The organism is Acinetobacter sp. T_3_1 (genome assembly GCF_025377055.1).
Taxonomy (GTDB): domain Bacteria; phylum Pseudomonadota; class Gammaproteobacteria; order Pseudomonadales; family Moraxellaceae; genus Acinetobacter; species Acinetobacter kookii.
This window is the reverse complement of sequence record NZ_JACHVD010000004.1, coordinates 51051-74704: the sequence shown is the minus strand read 5'-3', so window position 1 is coordinate 74704 and position 23654 is coordinate 51051. Positions and strand designations below refer to the sequence as shown.

At 43.3% G+C, this 23654-nt stretch carries 13 protein-coding genes and 1 pseudogene; 9 read left to right on the top strand and 5 right to left on the bottom strand.

Annotated elements, in window-relative coordinates; genetic code table 11:
* Nucleotides 1–30: 30 nt before the first annotated feature.
* Complete coding sequence (locus H4I94_RS06665) at nucleotides 31–546, top strand: tetratricopeptide repeat protein (RefSeq protein ID WP_092818676.1); 516 nt, start codon at nucleotides 31–33, stop codon at nucleotides 544–546.
* Between the two features lie 371 nt (nucleotides 547–917).
* On the opposite strand, the gene H4I94_RS06660 is transcribed toward H4I94_RS06665, so the two are convergent.
* Nucleotides 918–1442: a cysteine peptidase family C39 domain-containing protein gene (locus H4I94_RS06660; RefSeq protein ID WP_261182484.1), complete on the bottom strand. Its 525-nt coding sequence runs from the start codon at nucleotides 1440–1442 to the stop codon at nucleotides 918–920.
* Nucleotides 1443–1666: 224 nt separating this feature from the next.
* On the opposite strand from H4I94_RS06660, the gene ahcY reads away from it, so the two are divergent.
* The 6 genes from ahcY (at nucleotide 1667) to H4I94_RS06630 (ending at nucleotide 11606) form a co-directional block, all read left to right on the top strand.
* Nucleotides 1667–3049, top strand: a complete 1383-nt coding sequence (gene ahcY, locus H4I94_RS06655; RefSeq protein WP_092818678.1) for an adenosylhomocysteinase — start codon at nucleotides 1667–1669, stop codon at nucleotides 3047–3049.
* Nucleotides 3050–3248: 199 nt separating this feature from the next.
* The gene (gene metF / locus H4I94_RS06650; protein ID WP_261182481.1) at nucleotides 3249–4085 is read left to right on the top strand and encodes a methylenetetrahydrofolate reductase [NAD(P)H]; all 837 of its coding nucleotides are present in this window, start codon (nucleotides 3249–3251) and stop codon (nucleotides 4083–4085) included.
* 30 nt (nucleotides 4086–4115) lie between these two features.
* On the top strand, nucleotides 4116–4832 hold the full coding sequence (locus H4I94_RS06645; protein ID WP_092818680.1) for a 16S rRNA (uracil(1498)-N(3))-methyltransferase: 717 nt from the start codon (nucleotides 4116–4118) through the stop codon (nucleotides 4830–4832).
* 170 nt (nucleotides 4833–5002) lie between these two features.
* Entirely contained in the window at nucleotides 5003–7864 is a 2862-nt protein-coding gene (locus H4I94_RS06640; RefSeq protein WP_261182480.1) for an EAL domain-containing protein, read from the top strand.
* A 145-nt stretch (nucleotides 7865–8009) separates the two neighbouring features.
* Entirely contained in the window at nucleotides 8010–10289 is a 2280-nt protein-coding gene (locus H4I94_RS06635) for an NADP-dependent malic enzyme (protein ID WP_092818682.1), read from the top strand.
* Nucleotides 10290–10370: 81 nt separating this feature from the next.
* The gene (locus H4I94_RS06630; protein WP_261182479.1) at nucleotides 10371–11606 is read left to right on the top strand and encodes a multifunctional CCA addition/repair protein; all 1236 of its coding nucleotides are present in this window, start codon (nucleotides 10371–10373) and stop codon (nucleotides 11604–11606) included.
* Between the two features lie 447 nt (nucleotides 11607–12053).
* On the opposite strand, the gene epmA is transcribed toward H4I94_RS06630, so the two are convergent.
* From epmA to H4I94_RS06610, 4 genes are all read right to left on the bottom strand, one after another.
* Complete coding sequence (epmA, locus tag H4I94_RS06625) at nucleotides 12054–13034, bottom strand: EF-P lysine aminoacylase EpmA (RefSeq protein ID WP_261182478.1); 981 nt, start codon at nucleotides 13032–13034, stop codon at nucleotides 12054–12056.
* A complete protein-coding gene (locus tag H4I94_RS06620) occupies nucleotides 13031–14098 on the bottom strand; it encodes a 4-phosphoerythronate dehydrogenase (RefSeq protein WP_261182477.1) in 1068 nt (355 codons plus the stop codon). The genes epmA and H4I94_RS06620 overlap by 4 nt, the downstream gene beginning before the upstream one ends.
* Nucleotides 14099–14573: 475 nt before the next feature.
* Nucleotides 14574–16259: a ShlB/FhaC/HecB family hemolysin secretion/activation protein gene (locus H4I94_RS06615; protein ID WP_261182476.1), complete on the bottom strand. Its 1686-nt coding sequence runs from the start codon at nucleotides 16257–16259 to the stop codon at nucleotides 14574–14576.
* A gap of 3 nt (nucleotides 16260–16262) precedes the next feature.
* A complete protein-coding gene (locus tag H4I94_RS06610; RefSeq protein WP_261182475.1) occupies nucleotides 16263–21572 on the bottom strand; it encodes a YDG domain-containing protein in 5310 nt (1769 codons plus the stop codon).
* Between the two features lie 433 nt (nucleotides 21573–22005).
* On the opposite strand from H4I94_RS06610, the gene H4I94_RS06605 reads away from it, so the two are divergent.
* Both H4I94_RS06605 and H4I94_RS06600 read left to right on the top strand, forming a co-directional pair.
* Complete coding sequence (locus H4I94_RS06605; RefSeq protein ID WP_261182474.1) at nucleotides 22006–23277, top strand: tyrosine-type recombinase/integrase; 1272 nt, start codon at nucleotides 22006–22008, stop codon at nucleotides 23275–23277.
* Nucleotides 23278–23492: 215 nt separating this feature from the next.
* Nucleotides 23493–23644, top strand: a pseudogene (locus tag H4I94_RS06600) (transcriptional regulator); the annotation flags it as partial.
* Nucleotides 23645–23654 lie beyond the last annotated feature (10 nt).

The following is a 23654-nucleotide window of genomic DNA, read 5'->3' as shown; positions in this document are numbered from 1 at the left end:
AGGCTATAGCAAAAGTTTTTGGATATAGGTATGTCTAACCGAATTTCCCCACCTGCCTCGCTGATGAATTTAGCCATTACAGGAAATGCAAAAGCGCAATTTGAACTGGCTGAGCTGTATATGCAAAGCGAGCATGATGATGACATTATTCTTGCCGAAGAATGGGCGCTAAAAGCCGCAGAAAATGGCAATGTTGAAGCCATGTACTGGCTGGGTGAAGGTTATACGGTTTATGCCAAAGACCTGGCTGAAGAAGACCCGGAAGAATCTAAAGCCCATTTTGAACTTGGCTATTACTGGCTGAGCAAAGCCAATATGCAAAAGCACCCTGCTGCGACCTTAGAATTGGCGAGTTATTTCCGCCGTGGTGATGTGATTGAAAAAGATGTGGCCAAGTCCGTATCTTTGGTCAAACAGGCTGCTGAATGGGGTGAAGTTCAAGCCATGCGTGATTTGGCCTTTATCTATGAAAATGGTCTAGGCATAGAAATAGATGAAGAAAAAGCGGATTTCTGGACTGAAAAAGCACAAGCAGCTGAAAAATAAATTGAAAAAGCCCATTATTGGATTAATGCTTATCAGTTAAAGAGTTTAGAAATAGCCTCTATAATCTTTTAGTCATTCACGACGGGGTCTTATAGTTTAAAATCAAACTCTTGCAGCTCATTTGTTACTTTGGTTTCGCCCAAAGTAACCAAAGGCATTTGTCATCCGCAAAACTCGTCAACTACTATCAACTCGCAAATTTGTCGCAGAAACAATCATTTTTTTAATGTAGTCCTGCCTCAAACAGTTGCGGATAACTTTTCCATATATCAGATACAGTCATGAATTTAAAAAAGAAAATGCCAGTCAGTTGCTTAACTGACTGGCATTACATCATTGGATAGGCTTTTGTTTTATACATTTTTTAAATCTTAATGCTCGATATCATCATTGATATCGACCACAATCACTTGTTGGCAAATCCCTTCTGCTTTTCGTTGTTGTTCAAATATAGCCGCAGGCATCGCATCAAAACTGTCAAAGAAACAGATTTCATCTTCATTGACATCATAAATAAGGGAATGATTACCCACACCGTCCAAGGTATCGTAATAGACAATCACAAATTTATTTTGCTCAAAGGCTTGCTGGATTTGCTGATAATTTAACGCAGGAAGAATGGGTAAATTCAGCTGTTCAGCTTCCTGATAACTGAGTTTTTCACTCTGCTGAAGATCAGGGTCAGGATCGGTATAAAACTGCACATGAAAACCAAACTTTTTTAGCCCAACAGCCAAGCCGATGGTGGTCGTGCCATTTTGTGCATCATATCCACAGACCTCTACCAGCTGCTGAATATCGGCATCTATCCCTAAATGTTGCAGCAGCATCCATACCGCAAAAATTCCGCCATTTGCTTCCAGACTGGCTAATTCATCAGGCATTTCTAAAGCCATAATAAAAACTCAAAAATATGATTGTGCTGATAATAATCAATTTCAGATTGGAACAAAATCAATTTCCAAGTACAATACTTCGCTAGTCGAGGGATGCTGCGACGTTTTACAGGTACCAAATGTAAAAGCGCCAGGCTCGACGATCGGTCTATCTTTTTCTAAACAGACCAACAACGGCATCCGCGAACTGAATGATCAATTTTTGTTTTTATAAGGAGATCGTGATGAACGCGGTTAATGCTTCATTTACAGATTATAAAGTTGCCGATATTTCCCTAGCTGACTACGGCCGTAAAGAAATCAAGCTTGCTGAAGCAGAAATGCCAGCGCTAATCGGCTTACGTAAACGCTACTCAGCAGCAAAACCACTTGCAGGCGCGAAAATTCTCGGCTGTATCCACATGACCATTCAAACTGCAGTTTTAATTGAAACTTTAGTTGAATTGGGCGCTGAAGTCCGTTGGACATCTTGCAACATCTTCTCTACTCAAGACCACGCTGCTGCTGCAATTGCTGCACGCGGTATTCCTGTTTTTGCCTGGAAAGGTGAAACTGAAGAAGAATACATGTGGTGTCTTGAACAGCAAATCAATGTCAATGGCAAACCTTGGGATGCCAACATGATTCTGGATGATGGCGGTGACTTGACTGCTCTTGTTCACGAAAAATATCCTGAACTGATTGCTAAAATCCACGGTGTAACTGAAGAAACTACCACGGGTGTGCAACGTCTTTATGAAATGTTACGTGACGGCACTTTAAAAGTTCCTGCAATCAACGTAAACGACTCAGTGACTAAGTCTAAAAACGACAACAAATACGGTTGCCGCCATTCTCTAAACGATGCGATCAAACGTGGTACTGACATGTTGATGTCTGGCCGTCGTGCACTGGTGATTGGTTATGGTGACGTAGGTAAAGGTTCGGCTCAGTCTCTTCGTCAGGAAGGCATGATCGTACGTGTTACTGAAATCGATCCGATCTGTGCGATGCAAGCATGTATGGACGGTTACGAAGTTGTATCTCCATACAAAAACGGCGTTCAAACTGGCAAAAAAGAAGACATCAACCTGGACCTTCTTCAAAATACCGACCTGATCGTAACGACTACAGGTAACTACCACGTATGTGATTCTGCAATGTTAGATACATTAAAAGCAGGTGCAGTGGTTTGTAACATCGGTCACTTCGATACTGAAATTGATACCAACTATTTACGTGGCTACAAATGGGTTGAAGTTAAACCTCAAGTTCACCAGGTGTATCGTACAGAAAATGAAAACGATTATTTAATCCTTCTTTCTGAAGGCCGTTTGGTGAACCTGGGTAATGCAACAGGTCACCCATCACGTGTAATGGATGGTTCATTTGCCAACCAGGTATTGGCTCAAATGCATTTGTTCGCCGAAAAATTTGCTGATCTTCCTGAAGACCAGAAACAGGCTGCAATTCGTGTAGAACTGCTTCCTAAAAAACTGGACGAAGAAGTTGCTGCGGCAATGGTTGCCGGTTTCGGCGGTGTCTTGACTCAATTGACTCAAGAACAGGCAGATTACTTAGGTGTGCAAGTTGAAGGTCCGTTCAAATCTGAGACTTATAAATACTAAGTTTTAATCTTTTTCCCTCACCCCATCCCTCTCCCATAGGGAGAGGGTGAAACTCTCACCATTTACATCACAATTTTTATTTTTGCGTGTAAATAATTTGAGTTAAAACCCTGTGTTATTAAGTAATGAATATTCCTCTCCCTTTGGGAGAGGTCAGGGAGAGGGTGAATAAAAAGTATTTATAAAAAAGGATTTAAACATGTCTAAACAGATTCCGATTTCCTTTGAGTTCTTCCCGACCAAAACTGATGCTGGTGCGGAAAAACTTAAAGTGGTTCATCAAGAACTTCAACTGCTTAATCCAGAGTTTTTCTCTGTGACTTATGGTGCAGGCGGTTCTACACGCGAACGTACATTATCCACTCTGGCTGATTTCAATGGTAAAGGTACGCCTGTCGCCCCTCACCTTTCATGTATTGGTGATAGCAAAGAGCGTATTGCAGAATTGCTGGATTTGTACAAATCGCAAGGTATTAATCGTATTGTGGCACTGCGTGGTGACTTGCCTTCAGGTCAGGTGGGTTTGGGTGAATTGCCTTATGCACAGGACCTGGTTCGTTTTATCCGTGAACATTCAGGCGATCATTTCCATATCGAAGTGGCGGCTTATCCTGAAATGCATCCACAGGCAGAAAACTTTGATAAAGACATTCAACACTTTGTTGAAAAAGCCAATGCTGGTGCCAATGCCGCTTTAACCCAGTTCTTCTTTAACCCGGATGCTTACTTCTACTTTGTAGATCGCCTTCAAAAACAAGGCGTGAATATCCCGGTAGCGCCGGGCATTATGCCAATTACCAATGCCAGCAACCTGATTCGCTTCGCAGATGGTACCGGTGCGGAAATTCCACGCTGGATTCGCAAGCAATTGGCCACTTATGGCGATGACACGGCAAGTATCAAGGCCTTTGGTCATGAAGTCGTAGTGAAGTTGTGTGAACGCCTGCTTGCAGGTGGTGCACCGAGCTTGCACTTCTACACCATGAATACCACAGATCCGACACGTCAACTCGTGACCGATCTTGGCCTAGCTTAACTTTATAACTGATTTGTGAGTAATACTTAAATGCCGCGTTTTTATATTGAAGCTGATTTGGCAGTGGATATGCATGTTGAATTAACCGAAACGGTTTTTCATCATTGGGTCAAAGTATTACGTGCACAAGCCGGTGAGAAAGCCACCTTGTTCAATGGACAGGGTGGTGAATATGAAGTTACGCTTATTGAAGTCGCAAAAAAATCAGCCCGTGTTTCTGTCGATTCCTTCAATCCGGATGACCGTACTCCAGCTTTTAGTACCCTGCTTGGACAGGTGATGAGCAAAGGCGACCGGATGGATTATGCCATTCAAAAAGCCACTGAGCTTGGAGTATCCAAAATCCAGCTACTGACTTCTGAACGCTGCGAAATGCGCCTTAAATATGATCGCGACCAAAAGAAAATCGATCACTGGCAAGGCATCGCCATCGCTGCTTGTGAACAATGCGGCATGAACAAGGTTCCTGAAGTGTTAGCGCCTGTATCTTTACAGGACTGGTTAGCCAGTGAACTTCCGACCACAAAACTGGTCCTTGCTCCCAATAAAGATCAAGTGAATGTGCTAGAAAATGTGACACAAGACATTGTGCTATTAATTGGACCTGAAGGTGGTCTAAGCGAAGCCGAAATACAATTATCCAACAATGCAGGATTTATAAACTGGTGTATCGGCAATCGGGTATTACGCACAGAAACGGCGCCGATCGTTGCTTTATCTATTTTAAATTATAACTTAACTGTATAGTTCATCAGAATTTGGATGAATAGCCCCAGATTTGATTGATTTTTTTTAATAACATTATTAATCTTGATTTGAAGTTACAAATGTATATTTGAAATACAATTTAGGTTTTTAAACCCAACCAATATTTATAAAGTAATTTATCGCAAAACAATAATAAGGTTTTTGCTTATATGTCAGATATTCAAGACGAGTATATTAAACAGCATGTGAGTGCTTCACAAATTAACAATACGGTTCGGCTTAGTCGCTTCTTTATTGTCAGTATTTTGATTGTATCGGCATATGTTTATGGCATTTACCAATTTTATTTTGCAAAACCTTCTTTCTATTTCAATCTTTGGTTTATAGGCACTGAACTTTTGTGTTGCCTGTGTTTGCTGATTAACAGTGTTTATTTTAAACCCGACCAATTCTCTTTAGCTCATGCACATCGCTGGCTACAGGTTCAAAACTTAGTGATTGGGAGTTGTATTGCTTCTGGCATGGGCCTGGTTTATTACTATCTACCTCTATACAACCCTGCTTTTAGTCATGTTCATGCTTTAATTTTGTCAGCGCTATTACTGATTGTAAGTCAGGCATTTGCACTGACCTTTTTAACCCAGCGCTTAACCTATTTTTGTCTGGCATTTATACCTGCTATTTTTCCTTATCTGACCTCACAATTTATCAGCACAGAAACATCGGATCCTTTATTCCATCTAACCATTAATTTTGCACTGATTGTCATTTTATTATGCGCCAATATTACCTCGCGTATTCATCAGCGTATTTCTGCACTTTATTCGAAAAACAACCGTTTAGTTGAAAATGCCAAACAACAGGTGTTATGGACGGATGAATTATGCAAACAATTGCAAGCTGAAATTAATAAATCAAAAGATATAGAGCTGCAATTACAATTAAACAATCAGCTGCTGGAACAAAAAGTTAAAGAACGAACCGCTGATATTGCCAAAATGAATGCTGATCTGGAAAATCAGCAACAGAATCTGGTCTTGGCGCATGAAATTGCCGGACTTCGCCCATGGGACTGGAATATCAAAGATCGTGAAATTCTGGTGACGGACTCGAAACAGCAAAAGACCCTGAAGCCCTCCAAACTGCATCACCATCAGCTGCAAAACATTATTCATCTGGATGATATTGAGCAGTTCAAGCATGCAATGAAACAGCATTTACGGGGTCATTCCCCCCTTTATGAAGCAAGCTATCGAATTCAGAACAGCAACGGCAAGTGGAAATGGGTACATGATATTGGCCGGGTCATTGCGCGTGATCCGGTCAATAAAAAGCCGTTACGGATGGTGGGTATCCGCCGTGACATTCATCAGGAACGTACCGATCAGGAACGCTTAAAACTAGCTGCCAGCGTACTGCAGCAAGCGGCTGAAGGCATTTTTATTCTTGATGATCAGTTATGCTACATCGATGTCAATCCTTTCTATGAACAGCTCACCGGCTTTACTCACCAGCATATTATTGGCAAGAATTTATTTGATATTACGGCGAATTATAAGTCGCAACAAAGAAGCAGCCACTACTCGATTCTTCAGCAGCTGGAAAAAATCGGTGAGTTTGATGGTGAACTGCATGAAGAATTCCTTTCAGGTAAAGAACAGACCATCTGGATGCACATCAATGCCATTACCGATGAGCAGAACCGTGTTACCCACTATATCGGGATCGTTTCCGATTTAACTGAACGCAAACTGCAAGAACAACGTTTGTCTTACTTAGAGAATTACGATCCTTTAACAGATTTACCGAACCGTTTTTATTACAACTACCAATTACACCAATATTTAGTCAGTCAACAGGATTCAATTAAGCAGCTGGCCGTGATTCGTTTGAATATCGACCGTTTCAGACCTTTAAATGAATTTTTAACCAATAGCGGCGGCGACGAGCTGTTACGCCAAGTTGCACAGAGACTGCGACTGACCAATGCCGAAGCCTTATTTGTGGCACATCTGAATGGCGATGATTTTGCAATCGTGTATGAAATTTCACCTATTCACCCGTCGATTCAACAACACTGTGAGCGCATCAGCAAGGCTTTCTCTTTACCGTTTAACATTTTCGGTCAGGACCACATTATTACCCTGTCCATGGGCGTTGCATTCTATCCGGAAAATGGACGCCAGCTGGATTATCTGAATAATTGCGCTGAGCAGGCCTTGGCTGAAGCAAAAAACCTGGGCGGCAATACCTGTCGTTTTTATTCCAATAACAATACCGCTTTACTTGAGCAAGGCATTTATCTGGAACGCGATTTGCGCCATGCAATCAATAATAATGAGCTAATTGTTTACTATCAGCCGAAAATTAATTTCAGTGATCGAAATATTTACGGTTTTGAAGCCCTGGTTCGCTGGAATCATCCAAGCAAGGGAATTATTCCACCGAACCTGTTTATTCCCCTGGCAGAACAGACCAGTTTAATTTCGGATATTGGCCGGATTGTGATTCAACAAACTGCCAAACAAATCCGCTACTGGAACAATATCGGCTTTGACAATATTTGTGTATCCGTCAATGTGGTTGCACAGCAACTACAACGCGGTCAGTTGCTGGAAGACCTGGATCATGCCATCCACACCTATAACATTTGTGGTTCCAGCCTCGAACTTGAAATTACCGAATCATCCTTGCTGGAAAATTCGGTTACGGTAAAAAACCTGTTGAATGAAATTAAAAAACGTAAAATTCACATTTCACTCGATGATTTTGGTACAGGCTACTCTTCCCTGGCTTATCTTGCCGATTTTCCAATTGATATACTTAAAATAGATCGCAGTTTTGTATCTAAAATCGGAGAAAACAAACAGGAAGCCATTGTCAGTGCCATGATTGCCATGGGCAAGGCCATGGGGATGATGGTCGTTGCAGAAGGCATTGAAACCAAGCAACAGCTAGAGTATCTGCAAGACCTGGAATGTGATATTGCTCAAGGTTTCCTCTTTTCCAAGCCGCTTCCTGAAAAAGAAGCAACCACATACCTGGAACAGCACCGACTTATACCTTATTGATATAAGTCAACCTCTCGCCCCACTAACTTTGCCTGAAAAAGACACATCCGCGACTGTGATAAGGTCGCAACAAATGTTATATTCGATGGAACCAAGCAGAAACCAGCATCTTTGCTGAATTACTCCAGTAACATACGAGATACAGATGGAAGATCAATCTTTAAAACAACAGGCATTGTATTATCACGAATTCCCAACACCAGGAAAAATCAGCGTCACGCCTAGCAAGCAACTGGTCAACCAACGTGACTTAGCGCTTGCCTACTCTCCAGGTGTTGCCGCACCATGTTTAGAGATTGAACGTGATCCTTCAACTGCTGCCCTTTATACGGCTCGTGGTAACCTTGTGGCCGTTGTCAGTAATGGTACAGCTGTTCTAGGATTAGGCAACATTGGCCCTCTAGCCTCTAAACCTGTGATGGAAGGTAAAGGCGTACTGTTCAAAAAATTCGCCGGTGTCGATGTATTCGATATTGAAATTGCTGAAAACGACCCTGACAAAATTGTCGATATCGTGGCTGCGCTAGAACCTACTTTTGGTGGTATTAACCTTGAAGATATCAAGGCACCAGAATGTTTCTATATCGAGCAAAAACTTCGTGAACGCATGAACATTCCTGTGTTCCATGACGACCAGCACGGTACGTCTATTATCGTGGGTTCTGCACTTCTAAACGCATTACAGTTAAACGGCAAAAAAATTGAAGAGATTAAAATTGTCGCTTCAGGTGCAGGCGCAGCAGCACTGTCTTGCTTAAATCTTCTTTGTGCCCTGGGTGCTAAAAAAGAGAATATCATCGTTGCCGATTCACGCGGTCTGTTAACCACTCAGCGTGAAGGTCTGGATGAATCTAAAAAAGCCTACGTGCAAGACATCACCGCGACTCAGCTCGGTGAAGTACTTGAAGGTGCGGATATGTTCCTGGGTCTGTCAGCTGCCGGTATTCTCACCAAAGAAATGGTGAAAACCATGGCTGCCGATCCAATTATTTTTGCCTTGGCAAACCCGGATCCAGAAATTCTGCCTGAACATGCGCATGAAGTTCGTGATGACGTGATCATGGCAACCGGCCGTTCAGATTATCCAAACCAGGTGAACAACGCACTTTGCTTCCCTTATATCTTCCGTGGTGCACTTGACGTTGGCGCAACCACCATCAACGAAGAAATGAAGATTGCCTGTGTACATGCCATTGCGCGCATGGCACATGTTGAAGCAGATGCCGCATCGTATGGTGAAAAATCAGCATCATTTGGCCGTGACTATTTAATTCCGCGTCCATTGGATCAACGCTTGATTCTTGAAATTGCTCCTGCAATTGCACAGGCGGCTATGGACTCTGGTGTAGCAACCCGTCCAATCAAGGATTTCTCTGCATACCGTCAACGTCTGTCTGAGTTTGTGTACAACTCTGCATTCATGATGAAACCAATTTTTGCTCAGGCAAAAACTGATCCTAAGCGTATTGCCTATGCTGAAGGTGAAGACCTGCGTGTACTTCGTGCCGTACAAATTGCGGTGGATGAAGGCTTGGCTAAACCGATTCTGGTTGGTCGCCCTGCAGTGATTGAAGCAAACATTAAAAAATTGGGTCTACGTCTTGAAGATGGTGTAAACATCACAATCATCGACCAAGAAAAGAATCCACATTACGAAATGTTTGCTGATGACTACTACAGCATCATGCAACGTAAAGGTGTAACACCGGAATATGCACAACGTGAAGCGCGTCGCCGCTCTACCTTAATCGCATCTATGCTGGTCAAACACGGTCTTGCAGATGGTATGTTATGTGGTACGTATTCAAGCTACGACATCCACCTGGACTTTGTAAGCAACGTCATTGGTAAGAAAGAAGGTCATAACACATTCTTCACGCTGAATGCCTTAATGCTTGAAGACCGTAACCTGTTCATTGCAGATACCTATATCAACCGTAACCCGACAGCTGAACAGCTTGCTGAAATGACCATTCTGGCTGCTGAAGAAGTACGTCGTTTTGGTGTAACACCACGTATCGCGCTTCTCTCTCACTCAAGCTTCGGTAGCGACCAAGATGACTTAAGCGCGCAAAAAATGCGTAAAGTATATGACATCTTGTCTGAAATCGCGCCTGAACTGGAAGTTGAAGGTGAAATGCACGGTGATGCGGCGCTTGACGAAAATATCCGTCAATTCGCATTCCCGAATTCGCGTTTCAAAGGTTCTGCAAACTTGTTGATTATGCCAAATCTGGATGCAGCCAATATTTCGTTTAACCTGTTGAAATCAACTTCAGGCAATAACGTCACCATTGGCCCTATCCTGTTAGGTGCATCTAAACCTGTCCACATCCTGACACCAACTACGACTACACGTCGTCTGGTGAACATGACAGCATTAACCGTTGCTGAAATTCAGGAAAACGAAAAGTCAGCACTTTGATTTAGTCCGCTAGATCACATTTTGTGACTTGAGAAAACCTCTATTCTGTAGCATGATTGCTTGAAGAATAGAGGTTTTTTCATGCAAGTTTATTTAGTAGGCGGTGCGGTTCGAGATCACTTGCTCGGTCATCCCTATCACGAAAAAGATTATGTTGTGGTCGGTGCAACACCGGAACAACTTCTTGCTCAGGGCTATCAGCCGGTGGGCAAAGACTTTCCTGTATTTATACATCCAGAAACAAAAGAAGAATACGCGCTGGCACGTACTGAACGTAAATCCGGTCATGGTTATCACGGTTTTGAATTTTATACAGACTCAAGCGTCAGCCTTGAAGAAGATCTGATCCGTCGTGACCTGACCATCAATGCCATGGCCATGGATCATGATGGCAATATTTACGATCCATATCATGGCCAGCAGGACTTGGAACAACGCATTCTACGTCATGTTTCGGATGCCTTTGTCGAAGATCCGCTACGTGTGCTGCGTATTGCCCGTTTTGCTGCACGCTATAAAAGTTTAGGCTTTAGCATAGCGGAAGAAACCCTCACTTTAATGAAACAATTGGTGGAATCAGGCGAGCTCAATGCGCTGATCCCGGAACGCGTCTGGAAAGAAACTTCCCGTGCGCTGATGGAAGAGCATGCCGATGAATACTTTGCTGTTTTACGTGCCTGTGGTGCGTTAAAAGTCCTGTTCCCGGAGCTGGATGCTTTATACGGTATTCCACAGCGTCCCGAATATCATCCGGAAATTGACAGTGGCATTCATACCATGATGTCATTACAACAGGCCTGTAAAGCCAACTATTCTTTAGATGTGCGCTTTGCTGTGCTGGTTCACGACCTGGGCAAGGCCTTAACACCGGCGGATGAATTACCGCGCCATATCATGCACGAAGAACGCGGGGTAAAACCGGTGACTGAGCTCTGTGACCGTCTGAAAGTTCCAACCAATGCCAAACAGCTGGCGATTGCAGTCTGTAAAGAACATTTAAAATGCCATCAGGCTTTAAGCCTGAAACCGGGTACTTTATGGCGTTTATTGCAACGTTTGGATGTGCTGCGCCGCCCTGAACGTGTTGAAGCATTTATACAGGCTTGTGAATGTGACTCCCGTGGCCGTTTAGGTCTGGAAGATCGTGAATATCCTCAGGCAGCTTATGTACTTGAGGCAATGGACGTGGTTCGTAATATCAAGGCACAGGATTTACCGCCTGATATTCAGGGACCCGATATTGGCGAAATGCTGATTGAGCGTAGAATCCAAGCCATTGCAGAACTGAAAGCTCGGCAAGTTGCTGTAGTGGGGTAGATATCAACAGTATCCAAGGATATTGTTGTCCCATAATTTGATTAAGGACTATTTTTTGAGAAAATAGTTAATTCAAATCATCCTATTTAAGTTAGAAGCTTTCACTGCCGCAGTTTTTCAATAAAATTGAAAGGCATTTGTGTAGGCGATGTCTTACTTTTGAGAGGCCAAAATGAGGATCTCAAAATATATTTTGAGTCCGCAAGAAAAGCCTTTATTACCCATACATAACGTCCTTGTTATGATGGGTAACGTGTGGCATCCTTGCCACACTCGTGTATCCACAGCCTACTTAAATCAAACTCTGTAACACTAATAACCTGAGGGCTCTTTTTTTGATCCCTATCAATCTCCCTAAATCCCTCTTTTCCAAAGAGAGACTCCCCCTTTCATAAAGGGGGTTAGGGGGATTTTCAGGAGGTCAACTAATATAAGTAATCACTTAAATCAAGAAATATCCGCCGGGAAAGCAATCACTTTTTCAAGTTTCATTTGCTCAGTTGCCACCATCAGTAAACGGTCTACACCCAAAGCAATACCAGAACATTCAGTCATGTGCGGTAATGCCGCCAGTAGATATTCATCAATCGGCATAACATGTAAGCCCAGTTTTGCACGTTCGGCATTATCCGCTTCAAAACGGGAACGCAGTACATCGGCATCAATCAGCTCGTCATAGGCATTGACCAATTCCAGACCTTCGATATATAGCTCGAAGCGGGCAGCCACCAGTTCCCCATCCTCATCTATGCGAGTTTTGGCCAAGGAAGCCAGTTCAGGCGGAAAATCGGTTAAAAATACTGGCGCGTCAAAACCCAGACTCGGTTCGACAAAGTGTGAAAAAAGCAAATCAATATACCCCAGGCGATCATCATCCAAGTCCAGATTGAGACCAACCCGGTTACAGCAATCTTTCAGTTCTTTTAAGCCAGCTTGTAATGGATTGATATTCAAACGATCCATAAAGGCATGCTTATAACTTAAAATGGTTGGACGGACTTCTCCAAAACGGGTTTTAAGGGTGACATTTAACAGGTCCGTGACTTCAAACATCAAGTCTTTCAGGCTGAAGCCGGGACGGTACCATTCCAGCATGGTGAACTCGCTATTGTGTTTACGCCCATGCTCGTCATCACGGAAGACTTTGCAGATTTGATAGATCGGACCGCTGCCACTCGCCAACAGCCGTTTCATGGCAAACTCGGGTGAGGTTTGCAGATAATGGGTCTGCTTTTTGCCGTGTACATGTCGCTGTGCCTGGATTGAGGCCAGATGCACATCCGTCACTCCCGCCTGAGACAGGATTGGCGTTTCAACTTCAAGTACATCTCGTTCGGCAAAAAACTGCCGGATCTGTGCATACATTTTGGCCCGTGCCTGCATAGCCTTTAAATCACATGTCGGCTGATAGGTTAGCGTTTGGCTCATGCCTTCGGCCCTCCATGTGCGGCCCATTCACGGCGTAAGGGATAAGTTTTACGCAAATAATCAAAGGCTTTTTGATCAACCTTGCCATCTTTCAGGCAAGACCTTAAGTTCGCATCATCCCGGGCAATATCATAGATTTGGGTTAAATACTGCTTTAACACCGCCTTTAACTCACGGTCTTTAAAATATGGCTCACAGACAGGCAATTGCGTTTCAAACTGCTTTTCAGCCGGATAATGAAAGGTTTGGCAGAATGCATCGTAAATCATTTGCGTACCGCGTGCCTTGCCTTCCAGGCTATAACCCGCGATATGTGGCGTGACCAAACGCACCAGATTTAACAGTTGTTCTGATATTTCCGGTTCATGTTCAAAGACATCGAGAACGACTGCACGCTGGGTCTGTTGAATATCGGTAATTAAAGCCGATTCTTCAACCACCGGGCCGCGTGCCGAATTAATTAAAATCGCTGCAGGCTTCATCTGTGCTAAAGCTTCAGCGTTGATGAGATGGTAAGTCGGATGATTGCCTGTTTTGGTCAATGGCACATGGATTGATATGGCATCGGCTGTTTTTAATAATTCTTCAAATTCAACTTGCTGTACATGTTCACGCTGTACAAAGGGATCATGACCAATCACCTTCCAGCCCAGAAGCTTTGCCATAACAGCCAGACGCGAACCGACATTGCCCAGACCGACAATACCTAAAGTAAAGCTGTCATTGGCATCCAGCAGTTCAGGTTTTAAATACAGTAAAGCAGTAATCACATATTCCGCAACGGCCTGCGCATTACAGCCTGCGGCATTCGACCAGGCAATGTTGCATTGTTCTAAAGCAGCTATATCCAGATGATCGGTGCCTATGGTCGCGCTGCCGACAAATTTTAATTTCGTGTCCTGAACCAGCTCGGCATTGACTTTGGTCACAGAACGCACTAGTAACGCTTCTGCATCTTTCACATCCGCATGGGTTAAGGTTCGCCCTGCAGCCTGCTGAATTTCGCCAAAATCGGCAAAGAAATATTCAGTAAATGCCAGATTTTCATCTGCGACAATTTTCATAGCGCGTTCCAATGACTTGAAGACCGCTATAATAACGCCTGCAGCGAAATCTGACCATGCAAGCAGGTATTATTGACCAATAAATCAACTTGATAAAAAAACCGAATTTATTCAAATTCAGTCAAAACAGCAGCGCTTAAAACTTCTATCAGATGGATTAAGCCAGTTCACCATCAACTCTCTATCAATAATACCCTGGACGTTAAGCGCTTTAATTCATCACCGGTTTGCGGCCGTTCAACCTTGATGACTCCAGCACCCCAGCCTGCCAGAATTAGTTCGCATTACGGGCTTATTCAGCCCTATCCTTCCAAAATGTGTAGACTGAACTTATCTCTCCTGTTCTTTCCAGTAAGCCAGATAAAACAAGGCCCTTTCTATGCGGAAAGGGCACTTTGATCGCTCTTGATTTTTATCAGTCTTCAGATGAATTTACACTCTGGATGAGCCATAGCGTAAATTCAGTCATGTCTGATCAGAAATATTTACGGATACTGAGCCAATACTGGTGATCATCCCGGTCATCCAGCTGACTTGGCGTATTTCCTATCGGAAAGGCCACTTCGGCATTGGCCTGGATATTCCATGCATTGCTCCAGTTCAAGCCCAGCCCGGCACTGCTGAGCCGTGCTGTGTTATCTCCAGTTACCCCTGTCCATTTTTCTGCATTCAGGGTCACTTCTGCCGTATCCACAAAGACTTTTCCACCCACCTGATTTTGGGCATCGGCAAATAAGCGCTGTCTGAGTTCCGCCGTCGCATAATAGCCCGTTGATCCGGCAAACTGGCTCGATTCATAACCGCGAACGTTGAATGGACCGCCTCCCAGATATTGTTCTGCACTGTCCAGGTTATACGGACTATATTGGCCATACAGGCCCAGATAGCCCTGCGTGCCTTTGCTGCCCAGATTCTGCAAGCGCGAAAGGTTCAGGCTGGCCGTATAATAGTCACCCGCGGTATGGGCCGTTTGTTCATCCAAAGCAGCCGCATCGGCATTTTTGAATTTTACCCGGCCAAAGCTGGTGGATACGCCATATTGAGTCAGCCCACCACCCATCAAGGTGTCAAATTGCGAACCATCCAGCCGTGCTGTCAGTACATCAATATCACGGTGTTTAAAATATTGATTCAGGTGGATCTCATCTTCCAGCTGTTTATGGTCATATTGCAGGGTGAACAGCACTTCAGCATTATTGGTCAACAATGCAGGCTGACTGACAAATACGCTGCTCTGTGCGGCATTTCCCTCTGCACCCAGGGTTTTCAGTTCTTTACCCAGTTCATAATCCAGATAGGAATAACTCGCCCCGGCCCGTGTGCCCATGCCGGTAAAGGTAAAGGCATAACCCACCCGGCCATAGTTCATGCGCTCTCCGGCAGTCATGATATCAAGACTGAGTTCATCCCCCAGACCGGCAAGGTTATAGGCAGCAATTCCTGCAGTACCTCGGGCACGACCGGTGTACTCATTACCGAAGTTATCCGCTCCGACATAACCGCCCAGCAGGGCGCTATTTTCAGCTTGCACATTCAGCTGGCTGCTGCCGACGGTTGCTCCGGGCGTGAGGACATTGCGGGTAGTTACCCCTTTTAGGCGATTGAGCAGTTTAAGCTGTTGCTGCATTTGATCGCTGTTGATGCGTTCGCCCTGTTTCAACGGGGCAACGGTATGTTGCACCAGCCAGTTTTGGGTACGGCTCTGGTTATTGATGACGGTTTGGTCATAATAGGCTTCCAGCACTTGAATGCGGACAATGCCCTGGCTCAGGTTTTGCTGCGGCAAATAGGCACGGCTATAGGCATAGCCGTGCTGCTGATAATACTGGGTGATGCTTTGTGCCACCTGCCACAGCTGATTCAGGTTCAACTGCTGGCCTTCTGCATCGGCAACCAGCTGATGCAACTGGGCTGTACTGAAGCGGCTGTTGCCGGATATTTCAATTTTCTGTACCGAAACTTGTATGTCCGTAGCAACCGGTGCCGTTCCCACAGCGGGGCTGTCGACCTCCACCGCAGCTTGCGGTTCAGGTATTTGCCCCTGTTGCTGCTGTTGCAATAATTGTCCGGCATTGGGTGCTGGTGCAGCCTGACTGCTGGTCGCGCATAAAGCTAAACATGCACCAATGGATAAAGCCAATAGGTTCAGTTGTGGTTTCATCAATTAGTGCTCCCCTGCAAGTGTCTGGATGCCTGAGGTATTTACCCCACCCTGGCGTAATTCAATGTTGACTGTGTTTAGTGCATTATTGGTTTCTGGTAAGTAGCGTGGACGTTTAAACTGAATGGCCTGCAGATAAGCTGCTGGGGTCAGCAGACTGATATCTGCCGTGGTCAAGGCGGTGCTATCCAGCAGATGATAGTTTTGCGCATCTGTTCCACCCAGACTGAGTCCAGAAATGCGTACCGTTTTGCCCTGACCCGGTAAAGCATCATCAAACTGTCCGCTTGCGGTTGCAACAGTGAGTTGATCACCGGCAACCATGCCATTAAATTCAGCAGCACTGCTATTTAAGCTGGCAGCTGTCAATCCGTTATAAGTGCGGTTATCGGCAGTAATCCCGGTGATATTGTTGATATGGGCCTTACTGATGTCTGCCGTGGTTTGTGCCGTGCTATTGACCAGCTCGTAGTTATGGGCATCGGCACCTTTTAAGCTGATGTTGATAATACTGACCTGTTTGGCAGTACCGACATTTTTATCGCTAAATTGTCCGGTTGCCGTTGCCACAATGAGTTGATCGCCTGCAACCATGCCGTTGAACTGTGCTGTGGCTGTGTCCAGTGCAGCCTGAATGGTTGCATCATAAATACGGCTATGCGCTGTAATGCCGCTGACCTGACTGATTTTGGCTTTGGCAATGTCCGCGGTATCTGTCACCGTAGTTGCAGCCAGGATGTAGTTGCCTGCATCTGCTCCGCTTAATGTTAAGCCTGTGCTGGTTACTGTTTTTCCTGTCCCAACATTTTTATCTGCAAAGCTGGCGGTACCATTCACCTGTACATCATCAGTGCCAATGCGGTTATCAGTAAAGCTGGCTGTTGCTGAGGTATTTCCATCATAGACCTTGTTTTGTGCAATCAAGCCTGCCGTTAAGGTTTTGGCTGTGATGTCAGCAGTATTACTTGCAGTATTTGATGCCAAGACATAGTTGCCTGCATCGCTACCCCCCAAGCTTAAACCTGTGATATTGACAGTTTTTCCGGTGCCTGCATTTTTATCATTGAATTGCCCTGTGGCTGTTGCAACAGTTAAGTTATCTCCTGCAACGATGCCATTAAATTGGGCTGAACTGCTATTAAGAGCGGCATCTTTTGTTCCGTCATAAACTCGGTTATTGGCTGTAATGCCTGCAACATTGGCGATTGTTGCTTTACTAATATCTGCTGTGGTCATTGCTGTTGTTGATGTAAGTGTATAGTTAGCTGCATCGCTACCCCCCAAGCTTAAACCTGTGATATTGACAGTTTTTCCGGTGCCTGCATTTTTATCATTGAATTGCCCTGTGGCTGTTGCAACTGTCAGCTGATCTCCTGCAACGATGCCATTAAATTGTGCTGAACCACTATTGAGAGCGGCATCTTTTGTTCCGTCATAAACTCGGTTATTGGCTGTAATGCCTGCAACATTGGCGATTGTTGCTTTACTAATATCTGCTGTGGTCATTGCTGTTGTTGATGCCAAGACATAGTTGCCTGCATCGCTACCCCCCAAGCTTAAACCTGTGATATTGACAGTTTTTCCGGTGCCTGCATTTTTATCAATAAAATTACCTGTGGAGGTGACAACAGTTAAGTTATCCCCAGCGACCATACCCGTAAAGCCTGCTGAACCGGTGTTTAAGGTTGCAGCGGTCGTGCCGTCATAGGTTTTGTTATTGGCGGTAATGCCGGTAATCGCATTGATAACTGCTTTACTAATCGATGCAGTCAGCCCCGTTGGCTGGATCAGCGTGTAGTTGCCTGCATCTGCTCCCGTTAGGCTATAACCGCTTACCGTTACCGCTTTATTTGTACCGACATTTTTGTCCGCAAAGCTTCCGGTTCCCGTTCCTGTCACAGCCACCACATCACCAGCGAATGCACTTACACTCGCGGTTCCAGATAATGTCGCTGCTGTAGTGGCATCGTAAATTTTATTGTTGGCACTTAGCCCAGTAACAGCCAAGTTGGCCTTGCTAATGTTGGCGTTCAGGCCTGTCGGTTGAACCAGCGGGTAGTTGCCTGCATCTGTGCCCGTTAGGCTATAACCCCTTACCGTTACCGCTTTATGTGTACCGACATTTTTGTCCGCAAAGCTTCCGGTTCCCGTTCCTGCCACAGCCACCACATCACCCGCGAATGCACTTACACTCGCGGTTCCAGATACTGTCGCTGCTGTAGTGGCATCGTAAATTTTATTGTTTGCACTTAGCCCGGTAACAGCCAAGTTGGCTTTGCTAATCGTTGCAGCCAGTCCCGTTGTTGGATAGATCAGATGGTAGTTGCCTGCATCTGTTCCCATTAAGGTATAGCTATTCACCGTCACTGCTTTATTGCTGCCTACGTTTTTATCGTTAAATATACCTGTTGCACCTGTTAAAGCAAGGTTATCTCCTGCAATTTTGCCTATTAAGTTTACCGCGCTGGTATTTAATGTCGCGGCTGTTGTACCATCGTAAGTCTTATCATTTGCTTGAATACCAGACACCGCAATTGGAGCCGGAATAATATTAAAAGATGAAGGACCAATTATATTTTTATAAATAATATCGTTTCCAAATTGCGACATATTTTGAGCCGCAAGATCCCCCATAATAATAATTGACCCATCAGAAATACTATAAGTACCGACATTTTTACTTATTGTTTTATATGTAAATCCTGGATTTAATAAACCTCCTGAACTTATTAATCCATTGTACATTTGATCTATAAAATTAGTGGATAGTAGGGTCGTTGAAACCACTGGTTTTAATAAATAACGCAATAATGGTGTACTTTGTCCTTCATATATACGCCAAGTTCTCCCGGTACCTCCAGTTGCATCTATATCCCAGCCAGCAAAAGTAGAAAGTTGCTGAAGTTCGGTTGTTGTTTTACCCGTACCGCCTGCACTACCTGTTTGCCCTGAAGTAGTAGTATTCCAAAAGCTATTTGCCGTTGTACCATTTCCACCACCAACAAGCCCACCAACAAAAGTATTTCCTGTTACATTTCCCGAAGAATAACTTTTTTCAACACTGCCGCCATTAAAACCTACCAATCCAGCAACATATTGATTTCCGACTACAGCACCTGTTGCATAAGAGTTAACAATTTTTCCAGATGTGGGAAAGCCCATTGATGCATTTGTACCAACTAAACCACCAATATATTTATTTCCTTTTACAGAACCTGTAGCAAAGGAAGAATCAATAGTACCCTCATTATTTCCAACTAGTCCTCCTATATTGTTATTACTAGAATATTTCCCTTTAACAATTACATTGGTATAGGAATTTAAAATTTTTCCTGTATAAAAATTCCACCCCACCAATCCTCCATATTGGTCTGTATTCCCTGTGACTGTCCCTCCGTTTACATAAACATTATTAATCGTGCCTAGATTCAACCCAACAAGTCCGCCAGTATTACCATAACCTGAATAATAAATATTATTGAGTCCAACATTTTGTATTAATGCATTCTGATCGGTAATCGCAAACAGTCCAATTCCCTGATACATAGATTCTATAGTTAATCCATTAATCGCATGCCCCAAGCCATCAAAGCGCCCACGAAAAGCCTGTTGTGATGGATCGAATGGACTTAAATTTGTATTATAAGAGCCAATCGGATCAAATCCAGTATAACCATTCCACTCCCATGTACCGCTGGCATCAATATCTGCACCCAAAACATAATTACCAGACAAATTACCGTTGATGCCCTGTAAATCTGTCCCTATTGTAGAGCCTGCAACACCTAAAGCAGTAATGACTTTATATTCTTTAACCGCTTCTGTACCTTTCTGGGTGCTAAAATTATCCCCCGCCTTTAGATTAACTTTCGCCCCATTGTTTAAATAATAGTTGGCATGGGTGTTACTTGTAGTTTGACCATATTTCAGATTTAACTTCCCCGTTGCCCCGGTAGCAGTAATATCGGCATTAATATTAATATCGTTATCTGCTCTTAAAGTCAGTGCCTGATTACTTGACCAGCTAATTGCAGAGTTGACATGAATATCCCCTTTGGCTGTACCTGTGCCATTTACTCCCCAAGAGTTGCTTGCACTATTGGCAGTCGTTACAGTGACATCACCACTATTCAATGCAGTTTGAATGGCTGTAGCTTTAGCTGTATCAATGGTTATATCTACTGGGTCGATCAGCCATAATCCGGACTTTCCTGTATCTGAAGCCATAGACACTTTTGTATCCGCAGCTATTTCGACATGGGCAGCACTGGTTTCTATAAAACCGCCATCTACACCATTTTTGCCTTCAGCTTTGAGTGTCCCGCTAACATGAGTTTCGCCAGACTGCATATCTCCTAAAAGGATGATTTCACCCTTGGCATTTTGGCTTAAACGATTGGCTTCAATAATGCCGCTGTGATTCACTACCGCCTTGCTTAAGCTGTCTTTGGCTTTGGCAGTTAAATACACGGCACCATTGTCGGCAATAATTGCCCCGCCATTATCCACCAAGCCTTGCAGCACACCTTGATCGACCTGGTACTGGGTCAGTGAACCATCCTGTAGGGCTAAAGTCACCTGGCTAGCAGATGTAAGATGCGTTGTGCCATTGGGTGTGCTAATCGTTCCTGTGTTTTTCACATTCGGTGCAATTAAAGCAACCGTTCCGCCTTGTAAGGTCTGGATAGAACCCTGGTTTTCAATACTTGCTGTGCTGTTGGCATCGCCTTTTAGGGTGTATTTACCATTTTGAATATCGGCATCACTTAAGTTTAAGGTTGACGCGACCAAGCCGCCGACATTGACCTGTGCCGTTTTGGAAAATACGACCCCATTCGGATTGAGTAAAAACACCTGACCATTGGCATTTAAACGCCCCATGATTTGCGAGGCATTACTATCCAGTACATGGTTAATAGCGGTAGAAGACTGGTTTGGCTGATTAAAGTTAACCGTGGCATCCTGACCAATATTAAAGGTGTTCCAGTAGGTACTCAGGTTCTGGCTATTTTGATTGATATTTAAGGTATTACTGGTTTGATTAAAACTCGCTGAACCTGAATTGATTTGTGCGCCTGTCGGAAGTTCGGTAGTGGAAATTGCGGCATGTATAGATAAAGGCAACACCGCCACACTGAAGAATAGAATTGAACGCATCCATGAGCTGACAGAACTGAGGCTATGACATACAGAACTTTCCGTTTCGCTTGCAGCTGCTTTTTGTGTAGTGCTGCTGTGGCTTTTTGCCAGTTCAGAGACCGCTTGCCAACATGCCAACTGTTTATTCCAAATTACCCTATAAATTTTATTCATGAAAACCCCAAGAAAATCACAGAAAAAATGATGAAATATTAAGCATTAATATCATATTATTTTCGTGATTCATATCACCAAAAATAGGGATTTAAAAACTTTTATCATGAAATATTCTTAGTTTTTTATATAAAGATATCCTGAACATAATCAAATTTTACTAAAGGAAATAAATTTCATTTTTATAGTTATTTAACATCATGGTTATTATTTTACTTATTTTAAATTTCAATGTAAAAAAGCCCCTGTTTTCACAGGGGCTTTTGAATTTGGCGGAAGCGGTGTCCGTCTAACAGTAGTCCTAAGCAATCTCAGATAATATTATAAACATATATTTTTCAATTACTTAATATTTTTATTGTCCTAAGTCATCTTGCCTAATCCTACCATTTCCAGTATTTTATGAGGGGTAGGTTGTGGGGTAAATCAAGACATGCCAAAGAAATCTAAAGAGCTATCTGCGCTCAGTGTAGCAAAAATTAAAGACATTGGTCGACATTCTGTAGGCGGTGTAGATGGCTTATGCTTGAATGTAGAAGGCAATTCTCGTGTCTGGATTTTGCGTGCAGTAGTGGGAAAACGTCTGGATAAAGATGGGAAGCTAAAACCACATCGCCGTGATATTGGAATCGGTCCCTACCCTGAAGTTTCTTTAGCTGAAGCCCGTGCCAAAGCAACTGAATTAAGATTACAAATACGAAGTGGCATTGATCCAATTGCTCATAAACAGGAACAACTTACAAAACTACATATCCAGAAACTACGTGACAAAACATTCATTGAGTGTGCAAAAGTTGTTATAGCAAATAAAACCCGTGAACTTAAAAATGAAAAGCATATTGGACAGTGGACATCTACATTAGAAACCTATATCTACCCAACTCTAGGTGATATTAGTATTAGTACAATTACTAAAGTCGATATTGCCGAAGTTCTTAGACCTATCTGGACTGAAAAGAACGAAACAGCTAAACGTATTCGTGGTCGTATAGAAATAATTTTTGATTATGCCAAAGCTATGGGATATTTTGTAGGTGACAACCCTGCTGAGTGGAAAGGTAATCTTGAGCCAATTTTAGGTAACCTAAAACAAGAATCACGTCCTCACCCATCTTTACCTTATGAACAATTGGCTGAATTTATTCAGCACTTGAGACAAAAAAAAGGAATTTCACCCAAGGCACTTGAATTTGTAATTTTAACTGCCTGTCGCTCTGGCGAAGTTTTTGGTGCCACATGGCAAGAAATTGATTTTAAGAATAAGGTCTGGATCATTCCTAAAGAGCGTATGAAAGCAGACAAAGAACACCGTGTTCCATTGTCTCAAGAGGCAATAGCTTTACTCGAATTAATTCAAGAATATACTCAGCCACAAGATTTCATCTTCCCTGCTCCTCGTGGTGGTATGCTCTCTGACATGTCATTGACGACTCTGATCAAACGAATGCATGAACAAAAAGTTAAAGAAGATGGTTTAGGCTATATAGATCCTAAACAAAACAGAGTGATCACGACACATGGTTTCCGCTCTACTTTCCGCGACTGGTCAGCAGACAAAACTGATTACCCTAGAGAAGTTTGTGAACATGTGCTTGCACATAAATTGCCAGATGAAGTAGAAGCGGCTTATTTACGTGGTGCTTATCTAGAAAAACGAAAAGGATTGATGGCTGATTGGGCTGAGTTTTGTAATGCACAAAAATAAATAGAATAAAATCCATGCTTCTGCCTTAAATAGCAGAAGATTTAATAGATCCCTTTTGTTTAGTATAGATAATAAATTTAGGGATAGGTATCAAATTTCAACAGAACTAATCTAGGTGTTTAGTCCCGGCATTTGATGGGGACTATATTTATTTAATAATATAATAAGTTTCAGCATTTAAGGTCTGTTTCATAATACATGCCAACTGCCCCAATACTAAGATGCAGAATGGCCGTTTTACAGGTTCATTTGACATATTTGAACGTGTGCTTGATGGCGTAGGTTTAAAATTCGAAGTGAATAAAAAAAGTTTAACTTGTCCCAATGGGATGAAATTGAAGAAATATTTACAGAATATGATGAATAAAATCGGTGAC